Annotated in this window: 11 protein-coding genes; 6 read left to right on the forward strand and 5 right to left on the reverse strand. The window is 38.7% G+C overall.

Annotation, left to right across the window (positions count from 1 at the left end):
• Window positions 1-13: 13 nt before the first annotated feature.
• A complete protein-coding gene (locus tag ATE92_RS12600; protein ID WP_100804046.1) occupies window positions 14-3,724 on the reverse strand; it encodes a metallophosphoesterase in 3,711 nt (1,236 codons plus the stop codon).
• Window positions 3,725-3,872: 148 nt separating this feature from the next.
• Here ATE92_RS12600 and ATE92_RS12605 point away from each other — a divergent pair, with 148 nt between their 5' ends.
• Entirely contained in the window at window positions 3,873-5,102 is a 1,230-nt protein-coding gene (locus ATE92_RS12605) for a Pycsar system effector family protein (RefSeq protein ID WP_100804047.1), read from the forward strand.
• Here ATE92_RS12605 and ATE92_RS12610 read toward each other — a convergent pair.
• Entirely contained in the window at window positions 5,099-7,471 is a 2,373-nt protein-coding gene (locus ATE92_RS12610; protein ID WP_100804048.1) for a GAF domain-containing protein, read from the reverse strand. The two genes, ATE92_RS12605 and ATE92_RS12610, sit on opposite strands and share 4 nt — an antisense overlap.
• 140 nt (window positions 7,472-7,611) lie before the next feature.
• Between ATE92_RS12610 and ATE92_RS12615 the strand changes: the two genes are divergently transcribed.
• Complete coding sequence (locus ATE92_RS12615; RefSeq protein WP_100804049.1) at window positions 7,612-8,724, forward strand: TlpA disulfide reductase family protein; 1,113 nt, start codon at window positions 7,612-7,614, stop codon at window positions 8,722-8,724.
• On the opposite strand, the gene ATE92_RS12620 is transcribed toward ATE92_RS12615, so the two are convergent.
• Entirely contained in the window at window positions 8,725-9,405 is a 681-nt protein-coding gene (locus tag ATE92_RS12620; protein WP_100804050.1) for an SIMPL domain-containing protein, read from the reverse strand.
• An 11-nt stretch (window positions 9,406-9,416) separates the two neighbouring features.
• On the reverse strand, window positions 9,417-10,067 hold the full coding sequence (locus tag ATE92_RS12625) for a rhomboid family intramembrane serine protease (protein WP_100804051.1): 651 nt from the start codon (window positions 10,065-10,067) through the stop codon (window positions 9,417-9,419).
• A gap of 67 nt (window positions 10,068-10,134) precedes the next feature.
• Here ATE92_RS12625 and ATE92_RS12630 point away from each other — a divergent pair, with 67 nt between their 5' ends.
• On the forward strand, window positions 10,135-11,025 hold the full coding sequence (locus ATE92_RS12630; RefSeq protein ID WP_100804052.1) for a lysophospholipid acyltransferase family protein: 891 nt from the start codon (window positions 10,135-10,137) through the stop codon (window positions 11,023-11,025).
• On the opposite strand, the gene glmM is transcribed toward ATE92_RS12630, so the two are convergent.
• On the reverse strand, window positions 11,026-12,414 hold the full coding sequence (glmM, locus tag ATE92_RS12635; protein ID WP_100804053.1) for a phosphoglucosamine mutase: 1,389 nt from the start codon (window positions 12,412-12,414) through the stop codon (window positions 11,026-11,028).
• Window positions 12,415-12,486: 72 nt separating this feature from the next.
• Between glmM and ATE92_RS12640 the strand changes: the two genes are divergently transcribed.
• The 3 genes from ATE92_RS12640 to ATE92_RS12655 all read left to right on the forward strand — a co-directional run bounded on the left by ATE92_RS12640 (window position 12,487) and on the right by ATE92_RS12655 (window position 16,068).
• Window positions 12,487-13,071, forward strand: a complete 585-nt coding sequence (locus tag ATE92_RS12640; RefSeq protein ID WP_100804054.1) for an ACP phosphodiesterase — start codon at window positions 12,487-12,489, stop codon at window positions 13,069-13,071.
• A complete protein-coding gene (gene ggt, locus ATE92_RS12645; protein WP_100804055.1) occupies window positions 13,068-14,771 on the forward strand; it encodes a gamma-glutamyltransferase in 1,704 nt (567 codons plus the stop codon). The genes ATE92_RS12640 and ggt overlap by 4 nt, the downstream gene beginning before the upstream one ends.
• Window positions 14,772-15,054: 283 nt before the next feature.
• Window positions 15,055-16,068, forward strand: a complete 1,014-nt coding sequence (locus tag ATE92_RS12655; protein WP_157809635.1) for a hypothetical protein — start codon at window positions 15,055-15,057, stop codon at window positions 16,066-16,068.
• The last annotated feature ends 6 nt before the right edge of the window (window positions 16,069-16,074 follow it).

Consider the following 16,074-nt stretch of genomic DNA (forward strand, 5'->3'; position numbering starts at 1 on the left):
TGCTTAAAGGTTATTAAAAAGTAAAGCCCAGTCCGAAGGAATAACGCATTCCTTCAATTGAGTTGAAAGCGCTAAAAGTACCTCCCAGACCACCCTGACCATTCATCCACAATCCGCCGCCAAAAGAATTATGCCATTTTTCGGAATCTTGATTTGGAACCCAAACTTTACCTAAATCCGCTCCCGCATAAAGCCCAATTTGTATTGGAAACAGTTCAATTCGAAACTCATCAAATGCATATCGTATGTCGGCACTACCAACCAACGCCGATTTTCCCGAAAAGCGTCTTTCCCTATAACCCCGTAAACCTGTATTGGCCCCTGCATGAACACTTTGATAAAACTCGAAGGAGTTCCCAAAGTTAAAGGCCGAATTTACAGTAGTTTTAAGAACAAGCTTCTCATTTTTAATCAAGGCGTTGTAAAAGGAGATATTGGATTTTAAATAGCCAAACACCCGACTAAAATCTGAAAGGTTATCTGTTACTCCAAGTTTCAAGTCGAATATCATTCCTCGAGATGGACTAAGCGGATTGTCAAAACTGCGATAGCTATAAACACCTTCCAGCGTTCCAAAATAGTTAGTTTCGTCTATGATTACCTTTCCGAAATCTTGGAACAGGTTGTTTTGAGAACTGTTAACGGTGATAGCGTCGAATTTGGTTTGTACTTTAAAGAAACTACCAAAACTTGAGTTTCGGAGTAGGCCAATATTTGCTGAAATGGTTTGTAATCCCAAGCGATTGTATTCGTAGCCCAATTCATTTTGAGGGTTTCCGGTTTCATTTCCGTAGCCGAAATAATTCACCACATAATTAGGGCTGGTAATGCGTGCACCAATGCTTAAGTTTAAATCGCCTATAGAGTTGGCAAATTCTCCCGAATAGTCCAAATCGAAACTAGAAGTATCAAAATAATAACCTGCGGTTAATGCGTGCCGTTTTGAAAAGGGATTTCTTTTAAAGCTGTTAATAGTATAAATGAGTTGTACTCCAAGACGAAATCCGTCATCCGGATTGTACCCAAAGGCGGGTCCCACTCGCTTGTCGTCGTCTATTTGCTTTCTGTAGTCGTAGGTGTTTAACTCGTATAAATCGCTAAATATTAGACTTCCTTTGTTGTTTATTTCAACCGTACTGGGTTTGCTCTCGTAATCGTAGACTTTCACCCTTCTTCCTTCATTTATCTTAAAAATATCGTTTCCTTGTCCGCCAATTACACGCACATAGATAAGATCGTCGTCCGTGCCATTCACTTCAATAACATCGTTGCCTGCCAGGCCGTAAATCCATAATTCACGTGTCTCGGAATGATTATATGTACGCTGTGTCAATAATGTTCCTTTGCTTCCTTCGGCGAGACTAAAAGTTCTAACACTGGTATTGCCGTCTGCTAGACGGGTAATTTCGATATAATCGTCCATATCTGTCCCGACAACAGTTTGCAGATTCGCCAATAAAGAATAATACCGGTCGGCTATGTCTGCTAGTTTTTCTTTTCGTGCTACTAATTTTTCTTTGATGGTTTGCAGTTCTGTGTCTCTTACCGCCTCGGGAATTGAATTAAAGGCATCTTCTATTACTTCAGGAGTTAATTTTTCCTGAATTAATTTTGCCGCTGCAACCCATTCACTTCTTCCCGATCTTTCCAGCAAGGCACGGTCTAAAATAATTCCCTCTTCATTGAACCATTGCAAATCACTTAGGTCTTCGTTGTACACATGACGCTGACGAGTTCCGCTAAAAATAGAGCTTCCCAAGTCGAGAATTTTGGCATCAAAACTCGAAAAGGCGTCGTCTCTGTTTCGGGGAATAGGCACATATACGTTTTTACCATAACTGTTATAATATTCGGCCCAACGCCAATGATCCGGCTCACGGTCCCAATCGCCTATAAGCATATCGAACAATCGTGAAGTGATGTAGTTTTCTTCATCCACGAACACATCGCCTCCCTTTCTAATTTTAATAAGAATATCGTCTGTGGTTTCAATATCATCGGGATACATAAAAGTTTGTTCTCCTTCACTCTGCTCGGTAGGGTCAATGGCAATTAAATACAACTCGTCTCCGTAGGTATCATTATAATTTCCCAATCGCTTCTGTTTAGGCACATAAAACAATTGTGAATTTGTGTAAAAGATATTTACTGCGGCAGCCATTTTTGGTATTGCCAAGGGAGCGTAAGGATGTGAGGCCGTATAGAAGTCAATATCGAATACAGGCTGAGCGACTATATCGGTTTTAATCTTGGATCCGGCTTCTTCCAAAGTCTTATCCAGTACGATTTTTTGCGAAAAATCCAATGAATTTTTTCCCAGGGCTCGCATGCGATATTCGTTCCCCTTTTTATCTCTTAAACGAAGAGAGCGATATTCCTTTTGTCCACCTTCTCTTATTACTTCCAAACCGCCATACAAGGTGTCCAGAAGTGCCACGTTGGACGTAACCGGCGTAGAATAAGCCTCTTTATATCGAGCTCCCCACACCGATTTCAAAAATAAAGACTCGCTGAGACTATCCCTTTTGTAAATAGGAGCTATAGTTGTTTGAGGAAACTCTGTAGTCAACCCGGTTGTATTGTAATGTTCTATTGGTGAAAAAATCTCCTTTTCATACAAGAGTTTTGGACTGTAATTTTCGCCGACACCGTAATAGTGTATCCAGGAAGAACCGTCCTTATAAACATGTAATACAGCAAAACCTTGCGAACCCGTAGCAAACAAACCATCTTTACCTAAGGAAACTCCACCGCCTTTCGATCCCGAACCACTCACAACCTGTTTGAATCCGTCTCTTTCAATGTATTGCAGATTATGTTCGTGTCCCGAAACAAATACCAATCGGTCGCTGTTTTTTGCTACTGCAGCAAGCTCATTCATTAAATTATTATACAGTTCGTTATATCTGTCCTGAATAGAAACTCCACCCTGAGATCTAATTTGAACTACCAATGAAGACAAAAAAGGCAAAGGCCAATTCCCTTGTGTAGGATAAAGATGCTTACGAGCATTGAAATATCCGCCATGGGTCCCGTTGGTAAACATTGGGTGGTGCATGGCAAAGACAATGGTTTTATTTTGGTGTTTTTCAAGTTCGGTTTCGATCTCAATAAAAAGCTTTTCTCTGGACTTAATTTCACAAGATTCATTGATGGTAGGGTGAACATCCCAGTTTTCAAGATACCACTGAGTATCAATCATAATAAGTTGAATATTATCTGTGACCGAAATACTTTTCAACGGACAGCCATTGGTAGGCTGAAATACCTGGCGATCCTTAAGTTTCAATTCGAAATACTGCTCCTCACGTTTTAATCCTATTAAGCCTTCGCTGTACCAGTCGTGATTCCCGGGAATAAAAAATACTTGTCCGTCATAATCCTTAACAGCATTGTATTGAGCGTCCAGGCGATACTCGGATGCTATGCGGTCGGGATGACCTTCGGGTGGCATTCCGGACGGATAAATATTATCTCCTAAAAACAAGGCGTAGTTCCCAACGGTGTTTTCAGTTTTTAAATAATTTTGAAGCGCTTTTAATCCGTCGCTCATCCCCCCAATTTCAGAATATCCTGCATCTCCAACGAGATAAAAAGTTTTTTCAACTTCTCTATCGGAAGGTTTTATGGTAATGAGACCCCGTTCGAAATATTGAGTATCGACGGAAGCGCAGGAGTATAAAAAAATTGAAAAAAGTAAAGCGTATATTCTCTTTTTATGCATAAAATAAACGTTGTCGTAAGAAGTTAACAATTTAAAGATTATAAATGATAACCTATTGTCACAAAAAGTTATAATGCTGTTAATTTTCTATAGAACTGAATCTTTGGAGATTTAATTTTTAGTAATTTGGTTGCATAATTAAAGAGACATGAGCGATATTATAAAAGCAACCGATAATTTTATACTTACCCTATTTAAAGAGAAGCTTCCCCACACATTTGTTTACCATAATTACACACATACAAAACGTGTTTTTAAGAGTATCAATGAAATTATAAAAGATGCTTCCAACGTTTCAGAAAAAGAAGCCCAAATTTTACAACTTGCGGCACTTTTGCACGATTCCGGATATACTGTCACACGTGAAGGTCATGAAGAAGAGGGTGTAAAAATTGCTCGTGAGTTTTTGGAGTCTCAGAAAGTAGATAAAGAGATTGTGGATGGTGTTGAGAAATGTATTATGGCTACCAAGTTTAAAGGTACCCCTAATAATAAATTAGAGGAAATAATAAGAGATGCCGATGCTTCACATTTCGGCAAGGATTATTTTGAAGAAGCCAGCGAGTTTTTGCGTCAAGAATACCAATTACAGAATATTCATAATTATTCGGCCAGGGATTGGAGAAACGAAAACATTAATGTGCTTATAGAACAACACCAGTATTACAGTGATTACGCTTTAAAGAATTGGCAACCGGTTAAGGAAAAGAATCTTGCAAAGCTTATGAAAGGCAAGAAAAAGGATAGGAAAAAGCTAAAAACCGAACAGCTAAAGGCACAATATAAAGCAGATGCCAAAAACAGCAGCCCCGAACGCGGTATTCAAACTTTTTACCGTGTAGCCCTTAGAAATCATATAAAACTAAGTGATATTGCCGATACAAAGGCTAATATTTTGCTTTCGGTGAATGCCATTATCATCTCCTTGGTACTTGCCAACCTATTATCGAAATTGGATACCAACCCGTTTTTAATAATTCCTTCTGCGGTTTTTGTAGTTTCGAGTACGGTAACTATGATATTGGCAGTTATTGCTACACGCCCTAATGTTACCAGAGGAGAGTTTACAAAGGAAGATGTAGAAAACAAGAGTGTGAATCTTACTTTCTTCGGGAACTTTCACAAAATGGAACTTTCCCAATTTCAATGGGCTATTACCGAATTGTTAAAAGACAGAGATTATGTGTATTCTTCGTTGACGAAAGATCTTTACTTTTTAGGGAAGGTGTTGGATAGAAAATACAGAATTCTACGTTTAACCTATACCATATTTGTAATTGGGATCATTGTTTCAATTATTGCATTCGCTATTTCATTTGGAATGACCGAGCAAACGATTGAAGAGGTAACTAAAACAATAGCCGACCCAACTGCTTAGGAGCTAATCTGTTTCAATAAATCATCGTAGGTGTAATATTCCTTAGCGTCGTCTTTCTCTTTGGTGTACAAGACGCTAACTCGTATGGCTTTAAGACCTGTTACGCCTTGGAGATCTTCGACCTTAACTATTTCGGCATCGTCTACCAATTGTCTTTTCGATTGTAAGAAACCAATATATTTCATGTATTCCTTCTCATCTTCTTTTTGCGAGTACACGATTGTAATTTTCCCAGGTTGGGTAATACGCTCTTCGGTTCCTTTTACGAAGGCCTTGTCAACTCGTTTTTTAATAACCTCATAACGTGCGTTATAGGTGCCGTCAACATCAAAACGCTTTTCATCCATCCTAAATCGCAATGACAATGACGAGCTAAAAGCCAAAATCATTGATGATACGTCTAAAGGGATTGGGAGTTGTTCTTTCAGCTTGTAAAAACTATTCTCCATTTCACACATTACCTGTAGTTGCCATAACCTGAGGTTGTACAAATACACTTTGTTGAAGGTATTATTCTTGGTAATCGACTCTCCGATATATAAATTATGTTCTACACCATCGGTTTTAAAACGCTCAAAATAATGAGGATACATCCACTGAGCATCAGCTTGTTTGCTATCTAATATTGAAGCCATTCGCCGGTTAATCAACATCACCGATTCGTCATAGTCTTTACGGTGTTTGTATATAAATCCTTTGGTATCGTCTACTAATTCGTAATACTCATCTACCAAAGCTTCCAACTTTTTATTTTTTGTCTTTAGGTGCGCGTATACAGGCAGGATGTCTTTTCGTAAAAAATCTAGGACTGAGCGTTCGCTGTCTACCTGCAGATGATCGTCCACTTCTTTTAAATAATTTTTAATTCTGAAATCTATTTGCTCATAGATTGGAAGGGGTTCCAATTTATAGATACGGCGTATTATTTTCTGTACATGCTTCAATTGTAGCATTAAATCTTTTTGAGTAGCCAAATTTCTGGCATCCGAAGAACCGTTTATATCTATTTGACCATATAAAGGATATACATCCTGAAAGACTATTTCTCTAAATGCCAGCGTCTGACCGTTCTGTTGTGCTCGTAGCACCCGCTCGGCTTCTTTCTTAAATTTCCAATGCACACTGGGGTGAATAGAGGTGCACTCGCTCTGAATTAATAATTCAATTTCATTTTCTGCTTTTTCTTTGGAGCGTTTTACCGAATCCACTAAAAATGGCATGATATCGTGCAACTTATTTGCATTAATGGTATTTAAATCATTAGGATTGGGAGATACAATTTCAATTATCCCCATCACTTTGCCATCGGCCACTATTGAACTTATGATAGCACTCTCTATACCCTGCTCGAACAGCGATTTATACAATACATTTGTAGGGTACAGTTTGTGGTATTTTGCTATATCGGTAATGCAATAAAATTCATGCTTTTTGAATAAATAATTATAGGAACGATTGCACAAAGCCCCGTTGCTCATCTCAACGGCCTTTCCGTTTAAAATGTAGCTTTTTGCTTGAAAAAGTTGTGGTACTTGCTCTAAAGTTGATTCTTCATCGTTAAACAGTGTGTAGCCTACATTTAAGTCGGGTAAATTAAAAATAGCCCTAATAATAGCCTGAAAGTCGTTTACAAAATGTTCATCCTTTTCGTCCTCTTTTAAAAGGTTGGCTTTAAAATTGGACAGCGCGACATCGGTGGTGGCATCATACATATTTGCTATTACAAACCCTTTAAATATCCAACTTTCGGGTGGAAATTTCTCTCTCCAAACGTTTATATTATTGAAGTTTTCCAACAACTCCGATAGGTCTTCAGGGGTAATTTCCTTAGCCCTCGAGGTCTTTTCAATTTCAACAAAATCGGCGTTGTATAAAATTTTATAATGTCTAACAATTCCTTGGGCATCGGGAATGTTGTAATAAAACGGTCTTCTGAAATCTACCCGATATCCGTAATAGGCATTTAAAATTATACTACATCCCATGATATAGGCCTGCTCTTCATCGAAATCTGAAAACTCTAACTTAAAATCAAATCCTGCTTCGGCTGTTATCTTTTTAAAACGATTAGTAGATTTAAAAACAAAATACTGATAAGGAATGGTTGCTACTTTAATTTCATTTTCTTGTAAAACAATTGAAAACAGGTCTTCCAGAACCAAATCTATTTCAGCTTGATGCTTAAGCAACTCTTTTTCGTTTAAAAAGCCTTCTGAAAGCTTCGGATTCTTTTTAGCAATGTCCAAAACACGATTAGCTCTTTGCTTCACCAATTCATTTTTGGAAGAAAGATTCACTTCGTATTTTTCAAATAATTTCGAAAAACTTATTTTAATCAGTAATGGAAAATCTCCCTGTTCAATTTTCATTTTCAACGATTTGGAAGTATAAATTTAATCAATTATAATAATGAAAGTCCCATATAAAAAGGATTTAACAATAATTTGAGGAGAGTATTTTTTTTTCAGAAAAAATTGTTCCTATTTTTGTTTCCATTAAAATCCCAGTTATGAGACGCCTATTTCCTGTTTTTATTACACTTTTAATAATTTCTTGTCAGAAAGACTCAAATTCCTTTTCTGTAACAGGTGTTGCCGAAGGATTCGCAGACGGTACTCCAATTTATGTATATGAAGTAACCGACAGTCAGCCGCAAGTAATAGACACACTAACCATAACTGAAGAAAAATTTGAAGCCATGTATCCAAAAAGTGAGGTACTAAGCATCAATTACCTTCGAATAGGCGAAAACAACTCATCTATTGTCTATTTCCCCGAAAACGAAGATTTAAAAGTTACCCTATACAAAGACAGCCTTGCAAGTTCTTATGTTTCGGGAAGCAAGCAAAACGATGCCTACACTGCTTTTTCGAAGAAAATCAGATATTTTAATGCAGTAAAGCAGACCAATATGGAACGCTTTAATGCGGCGAGAAATGAACAGGACAATATGCTGGTTACTCAAATTCAGAAAGAGAACATGGCAATCGTGCAGGAAGAGACAAATTATAAAAAGCAATTTGCACTCGACAACAACAACTCTCTCTTCTCGGTGATGTTAATGAGTGAAATGCTGGGAAGAAAAGAAATTAGCTTTGACGATGCCGATGTATTTGTGAAATCGCTGAGTCCAAAAGTCGCGGCGCTCGCAGTTTCTTCGAATCTGCAAGCAATGATTACCAATGCCAAAAAAGCAGAAGTAGGATCGGTGGCTCCCGATTTTTCTGCGCCTACACCCACAGGTGAAATATTGGCGCTTACTGATGTCTTAGGAAAATACACCATCATAGACTTCTGGGCATCCTGGTGTAAACCATGTCGAATGGAAAACCCGAATGTGGTAAATGTCTATAACCAATACCACGATAAAGGACTTAATATTATAAGTGTTTCCTTAGATAAGGACGATCAAAAAGATCGTTGGATAAAAGCTATAAAAGACGACAAAATGGATTGGTATCACGTTTCAAATCTTAAATTCTGGAACGATCCTATTGCCAGAATGTATAATATTCGTGCCATTCCGGCAACATTCCTGTTAGACGAAAACGGAACCATCATCGCTAAAGATTTACGCGGACCGGCCTTAGGGGCGAAAATTGCTTCCTTGTTAGGACAATAATTAATTCAACAGAAAGCTTACATTAACCGTCAATCGAATTTCCATTTCACCGGGAGCAATTGTTTGTTGATCTCCACTGCTTTCTTGTGCCATCATAGCCGATTTATACATGGGTTGTGGAAAAGTAGAGGCCTGAAATTCACTTATGGAAACTGCTTTACCTATGGACTGATTTAATACCGAGGCGTATTCTTCGGCCTTCATTTTGGCATTGGCAACAGCTTTTTTACGTGCTTCCGATTCGAGTGAAGCCTTTTTGGAGCTTTCAAAAGAAATTCCGTCAATTCGATTTATACCGGTCTCCAATAAACCATTCATCAGACTTTCATATTTGGAAAGATCTTTAAGCTTAATTGAAATTGACTGATTGGCAGCGTAGGTATACGTCTTGGTGTTGTATTCGTAATTTTTATTTAACTGAATATACTCGGTCTTAACGTATTTGTTGTCAATTCCCATCGATTTAATAAAGGCAAATACACTGTTTACTACCCGGTCATTTTCCTGCTTTAACTCCTTCGGATTTTTCCCCGTATTTTCTACTCGAACCGTAATGTTTACCTCATCGGGGACCACATATACAATTCCTTCTCCGGTAACATCGACAGTTGCTTCAGGTTTGGTTTGTCCGGTCATAATTAGTGTCGTAAATAAAATTAATAGTGTGCAAATCTTTTTCATAATAATAGCGTTTAAATTTTTCCAAGTTTGTGTAAAATAAATAATAAGATAATAGGAACGGCAAGTACAGCCACAATCCACCAGGAGGTTTCTAAAAGGCTTGGGACAAAGGCAAGTGTAAGTACATATCCGGCAATGGCGCCACCAAAATGCGCATCATGACCAATGTTTCCCATTCTACTTTTCATTCCGTATATAGAATATAATAAATATAGTAAACCGAAAATCCATGCCGGTATTGCAATAGGGATAAAAAATAAATACAAGCCCATATCGGGGTAAAACAAAATTGCCGAATACAAGACTCCGGTGACTGCTCCACTTGCCCCTACGGCACTGTAATGATATTCTTCTTTATGAAAATAAAATGACAGTAAATTTCCAACAAGTAAGCTGGCCAGATAGATTAATACAAACTTTGTTACTCCCACCGAACTAATCACCACATCGGCAAAAAAATACAAGGTTAGCATATTAAAAAGCAAATGGGTAAAATCTACATGCAAAAAGCCTGAGGTTATCATTCTAATTTGTTCACCTCTCCGAATTCCGGCAATATTGAACTTGTATTTTTCAAAAAAATTGAAATCGTTAAACCCCTTGATCGATATTGCGGCATTCGCTAAAATAATTACCAAGGTGGCTATATTGATGTCTTGCATAGAAGATGTGTTATGAAGTAGTATTTGTAATGCAATAAATTTAGTTAGTTTTGCGGTAAATTTACCTATGCAACGGTTACTTTATCTTCTCATTTTTCCCGTACTCTGGATAATTTCCTTATTTCCAATGAGAATGCTTTATATCACATCCGATTTATTGTTTCTATTGCTGTACTATATCGTTGGATACCGAAAAAAAACCGTTCGTGAAAATTTGAATTTGGTGTTTCCTGAAAAATCTAAAGCCGAAAAAAAAAGCATCGAAAAAAAGTTCTACCATCATTTATGTGATATGATCGTTGAAGCCATCAAATCGCTTTCTATTTCAGAAAGTGAATTGTCTAAACGCTTTGTTCCAACCAATATAGAGGAAGTGCATGCCGTTGAAGCCCAAAATAAAAGTATTATCCTAATGCTCGCACACTATGGGAGCTGGGAGTGGATTTTTGTACTACAAAAGTATGTAGGCTATAAGACCCATGCCATTTACAAACGATTGCGAAACAAATACTTCGACGCCCTTATAAAGCGTAGCAGAGCCAAATACAAAAGCTACTTAATTACTACCAAAGAAGCCATTCCTACGTTGATGCGCTCCAAAGCAAAAGGAGAACTTACCCTCAACGGATTTGTTTCAGATCAATCACCGAAAGTCACGAATATTTATCACTGGAATGAATTTATGAATATTAAGGTTCCTGTTTTCACCGGAGCCGAACTCATGGCAAAAAGACTGGACATGGCAGTTGTATTTTGTGCAGTTAGCAGGGTAAAACGAGGCTATTATGCAGCAACTTTCAAAACCATTACACTCAACCCAAAAGAATACGAAAATTACGAGATTACCGATATCTTTTTAAAACTTGTGGAAGCACAAATTAGAGAGGCTCCCGAATACTACCTTTGGACACACAAACGTTGGAAACACCGCGACAAAGTGCCGGAAGATATTAAATAATTATTGTTTTGCTACGGCTTCGATTTCTTTAATAAATCTATTTGCAAGTTGATCTGCTTCTTCCTGAGATTTGGCTTCGGTGTAGATTCTAATGATAGGTTCGGTATTCGATTTTCTCAAATGCACCCAGTTTTCCGCAAAATCTATTTTTACACCATCTATAGTATTTATTTCTTCGGAAGCATATGTTTCGGCCATGGTTTTAAGAATAGCATCCACATTTAATTGAGGGGTCAACTCTATCTTCTTTTTACTCATAAAATAGGAAGTATACTCCTTCCGAAGCGCACTTACAGAAAGATTGGTTTCGGCCAAATGACTTAAAAATAAAGCAATTCCAACCAAACTGTCGCGTCCGTAATGCAATTCGGGATAAATAATACCACCGTTGCCCTCACCTCCTATTACGGCCTTTGTTTCCTTCATCTTTTCGACCACGTTCACCTCTCCAACCGCGCTGGCAGTATAAGTTCCTCCGTGCTTTTCGGTGACGTCCCGCAAGGCTCTGGAAGAAGACATGTTGGAAACCGTATTCCCGGGAGTATGCTTTAAAATATAATCTGCAACAGCAACTAATGTATATTCTTCCCCAAACATTTCCCCGTTTTCATCTACAAACGCAAGTCGGTCCACATCGGGATCTACCACAATACCAAAATCGGCATGTTCTTCCACTACGCGTGCCATCAAATCGGTTAAATGCTCTTTTAAAGGTTCCGGGTTATGTGGAAAGTGTCCTGTAGGTTCACAGAATAATTTTATAGGATCTACATCCAGGGCTTCCAAAAGCAAGGGCACTGCAATCCCTCCGGTAGAATTAACACCGTCTACAACTACCTTGAGTTTTGCCTTTTTAATAGCCTCAACATTCACGAGAGGAAGTTCCAAAATTTCATCGATATGCATATCGATATAGGCATCGTTAATAGTGATTCTACCCAGACTGTCCACATCGGCAAATTCGATGGTATTTCCTTCAGCAAGGTTGAGAATTTCCTGTCCAGCAGCGGCGTTTAAAAATTCACCTTTATTATTTAGAAGTTTTAATGCATTCCATTGTTTGGGATTATGACTGGCCGTTAAAATAATTCCGCCGTCGGCATGTTCCATAACAACTGCCATTTCGACTGTTGGCGTGGTTGACAATCCAAGATCGATTACATGAATTCCCATCCCTACAAGCGTGTTCATCACCAACTGCTGCACCATTTCTCCCGAAATTCGGGCATCCCTGCCTACAACAACGCTGTGCTGCTCCTTATTGCGTTGTTGTTTCACCCAACTTCCATAGGCTGCAGCATATTTTACAGCGTCGATAGGGGTCAAATTATCTCCTTGAAAACCTCCAATAGTACCTCTAATTCCCGATATGGATTTTATTAATGTCATCCGCTCAATTTTTCAACAAAGATACTTTTTTAAAAACACAATTCTTTGACTGCTTTTTGTAAATTGTACCGAATGAATTTTCTCGCACATATTTATCTTTCGGGACCGGATGAAGGCATTACTATTGGCAATTTTATTGCCGACGGAATAAAAGGAAGACGCTACGAAAAATATCCCGATCAGATTAAGAAGGGAATATTATTGCATCGCGCCATCGACAGCTATACAGACCAACACCCTATCGTAAAGCAAAGCACAGCCCGATTGCATGAAAATTATTCGCACTACAGCGGAGTGATTGTCGATATTTTATACGACCATTTTTTAGCCAAAAACTGGAAAAAATATCACGCACAACCTCTGGAGAGTTACGTCGAAGATTTTTATGAAATGCTTCGGAAAAATTTTCAAATTTTACCTGCTCGAATCCAGCGAATGATGCCCTATATGATCACCGATAATTGGTTACTGAGTTATGCAACCATTCCGGGAATAAGTAAAATTTTAGCCCAAATGAACGTACGCACCAAACGTATTTCCAAAATGAATTTGGCGGTAGTAGAACTGGAGACTTATTACAGTGAATTTGAAGAAGAATTCACTTCTTTTTTTGATGAATTAATACAGTATTGCGAAAATAAACTAACCGAATTATGAAACTACTTTATTATCTGTGTGTCCCTATATTACTGCTTTCTTGCAAGGAGGAAGTAAAAACCCAGGCAGTGGAAGCTCCCGTTAAACAAGCTGTTGTAACCGAAAAAGCAATGGTGGTTTCGGCACGGGCTGAAGCTTCTAAAATAGGTGTCGAAATTTTGCAAAAAGGAGGAAATGCCTTCGACGCCATGGTTGCCACCGAAATGGCTTTGGCACTCACCTACCCCGTTGCGGGAAATCTGGGTGGTGGCGGATTTATGGTGTATCGCACTCAATACGGTGAATTAGGTACCTTGGACTACAGAGAAAAGGCGCCCTCGGCGGCTACCAAAAACATGTATCTGGATGCCGAAGGAAATTATGTTTCTGAGAACAGCAAGGTAGGAGCTTTGGCAGTGGGTGTTCCGGGAACCGTTGCCGGTATCTTTGCGGCCCACGAAAAATTAGGGTCTTTACCGATGGAAGAAATTTTAGCACCGGTTATCGCTCTGGCAAACAGAGGATATGTCGTTACCAAGTTACAAGCCGAGGAGCTGGCAATTGTAGGCCCTGTGTTTGAAATGGTAAATGGAGAAAGTTCGTTATATACAGCAAATCAAAAAACCGGAGACACTATAAAGAATACTGCATTGGCGGCGACTCTGCAACGAATTTCAGACAATGGCTTAGCCGAATTTTATCAGGGAGAGACTGCAGAAAAATTGGTTGCTTTCTTAAAAACAAGAGGCGGTATTTTGTCTATGGAAGATCTCGAAGCCTATGAAGCCGAATGGAGAGACCCGGTGGTTTTTAAGTACAAAGATTTAAAAGTAATCTCGATGGCTCCTCCCTCCAGTGGCGGGGTTTGTTTGGCACAAATTCTGAAGATGGTGGAACCTTTTCCGCTTGCAGAATACGGACATAATAGTGTAAAAGCAATTCAGGTGATCGCAGAAGCCGAAAGACGTGCCTACGCCGACAGAAGTTATTTTCTGGGAGATCCGGATTTTGTTGACAATCCGGTGGATTCCATGATAAGTGATTCGTATTTAAAAGATCGTATGAAAAGCTTCTCTTTTGAAGCTGCTACACCTTCAAATAGCATCAGCCACGGAAGTATAACCGGTTATGAAAGTGATGAAACTACCCACTATTCTATCGTAGATCAATTTGGCAATGCCGTAGCTGTTACCTCTACCCTCAATTCGGGCTACGGTTCAAAATTATATGTAAAAGAGCTCGGTTTCTTTCTGAATAACGAAATGGACGATTTTAGCGCCAAGCCGGGAGAACCCAATATTTATGGCCTTGTTGGGGGTGAAGCCAATGCAATTGCTCCTCATAAACGAATGTTGAGCTCCATGACACCAACCATCATCGAGAAAGATGGAAAACTTTCGATGGTGGTAGGAACACCCGGAGGTGCCACTATTATCACCTCGGTTTTGCAAACTATCCTCAATGTATACGAGTTTAACATGAATATGCAGCAGGCAGTAGATGCGCCGCGGTTCCACCATCAATGGCTTCCAGATGCAATTCGGTATGAATTTGGAATGTTTCCTGCCGATTTAATTCAGCAGCTTAAAGACAAAGGATATCCTCAAAATTTGGAAGCAGATCCAATTATTGGACGAGTGGATGCTATCTATATGCGTCCCGATGGAAAATTGGAAGGAGGAGCCGATCGTCGGGGTGATGATACTGCCGTTGGGTTTTGAGATGGAAATCCGGAATTTTAAGCGCTTTATCGGACATCTTCAACCTTACATCGAATTGTAGGTATTTTACTACAAATTGCTATTAAAAAAGCTAAATTTGAAGTTAATAACTATAAATTGTAGGAATATTCACGTGAAAGTACGCAATTGTTAGCGCTTGGGGCTGTAATTTTTTAAAACAAAATAAGAGGTAATCCGGGTAATTTATCAGGCCTATTGTCCGACCATTCTCTATTTCTATCAAGCCCCCGCTTTTCATAGCTTCTTGTTCGTGACCTCCATTATGAGAAATAAATCTGTCTTTAAGGATTTGTTTGCCTTCATCCCATTACTTATTAGTGGGCTTCTCTGCATTGGATTAATATTTCTTCTATGGCAAAAGGTATCTTCTACTCCTACTTTTACCGAAACGCTTACACAACTCACTACAATTTTTATAGGAATTAGCGGCTTCTTAAGTGCCGTAATCATGGTCTATCTCGCTGTGGCTGCAATGAATTTAAAAAACACCAAAGCCAATGTAGTAGACAATTTGGGCAAGTTTACCCAAAAAATGCACACCTTTCGTTCTATAGTGGAATTGCTCTTTCGTTCCAAAATTTGGCTTCCGGGTTTAAAGGAATACATAGATGATGAATTTGCCGGACTTACCTTTTTTGAAGTAAAGGAATTTTACAAAGGAAAATCCAAGTTGGCGATTGAATTCCTTCAGGAAAACCATAATTATGCTGATACGGAGAATTTGTACCTCGAGATGAAATCGCTGCTGCTTACCGGTCCGAAGGAAAAAAACGTCCCTGAAGACATTGCCTTCCCGAAAATGTACAGCAAAGACATTGTCGCCAAGTGGTTAGAACATAAATGCGGATCGGGATTGTGGTATTACTTCGGATATAAATACGCGGTGTTTAAAGAAGCACTGGACTTAAATGCGGTTTTTGAACGGCATCAAGACAAAATAATGTCGTTGGCCAATACCATTGACAGTGAGGCGTTTGAAGATTCTTCATTTAATGAAATCTTCTTGTCGAAACTAGGAGAATATATGACCAAGGAAGTGATTCCGCAATTGTATCAGTTTCAGGATGAGTCTAACAGGAAAATGCCGGGCTTCTTTCGGTATATGTATGGTCTGTTCCTGTTTTTAGTATTGTTTGGAGTCCTGCTTCCAATATTCTTCTTGCTTTTCAACCTTTCAATACTTACTCTTATTGTGAGTTTCGCTTTTGTGATAAGCGTTATTTTCTTTATTACCATTAGTTTCTATCCCTTTTTATCTAAAGAAATCAACGGGTAAATGATG

The sequence above is a fragment of the Ulvibacter sp. MAR_2010_11 genome (genome assembly GCF_002813135.1).
Lineage (GTDB): Bacteria > Bacteroidota > Bacteroidia > Flavobacteriales > Flavobacteriaceae > Altibacter.

Coding starts and splice junctions, on each gene's coding strand:
- ggt (WP_100804055.1), top strand. CDS start 13,068: ATGAAACTACTTTATTATCTGTGTGTCCCTATATTACTGCTTTCTTGC.
- ATE92_RS12600 (WP_100804046.1), bottom strand. CDS start 3,724: ATGCATAAAAAGAGAATATACGCTTTACTTTTTTCAATTTTTTTATAC.
- ATE92_RS12605 (WP_100804047.1), top strand. CDS start 3,873: ATGAGCGATATTATAAAAGCAACCGATAATTTTATACTTACCCTATTT.
- ATE92_RS12655 (WP_157809635.1), top strand. CDS start 15,055: ATGAGAAATAAATCTGTCTTTAAGGATTTGTTTGCCTTCATCCCATTA.
- ATE92_RS12640 (WP_100804054.1), top strand. CDS start 12,487: ATGAATTTTCTCGCACATATTTATCTTTCGGGACCGGATGAAGGCATT.
- ATE92_RS12615 (WP_100804049.1), top strand. CDS start 7,612: ATGAGACGCCTATTTCCTGTTTTTATTACACTTTTAATAATTTCTTGT.
- ATE92_RS12625 (WP_100804051.1), bottom strand. CDS start 10,067: ATGCAAGACATCAATATAGCCACCTTGGTAATTATTTTAGCGAATGCC.
- ATE92_RS12610 (WP_100804048.1), bottom strand. CDS start 7,471: ATGAAAATTGAACAGGGAGATTTTCCATTACTGATTAAAATAAGTTTT.
- ATE92_RS12620 (WP_100804050.1), bottom strand. CDS start 9,405: ATGAAAAAGATTTGCACACTATTAATTTTATTTACGACACTAATTATG.
- ATE92_RS12630 (WP_100804052.1), top strand. CDS start 10,135: ATGCAACGGTTACTTTATCTTCTCATTTTTCCCGTACTCTGGATAATT.
- glmM (WP_100804053.1), bottom strand. CDS start 12,414: ATGACATTAATAAAATCCATATCGGGAATTAGAGGTACTATTGGAGGT.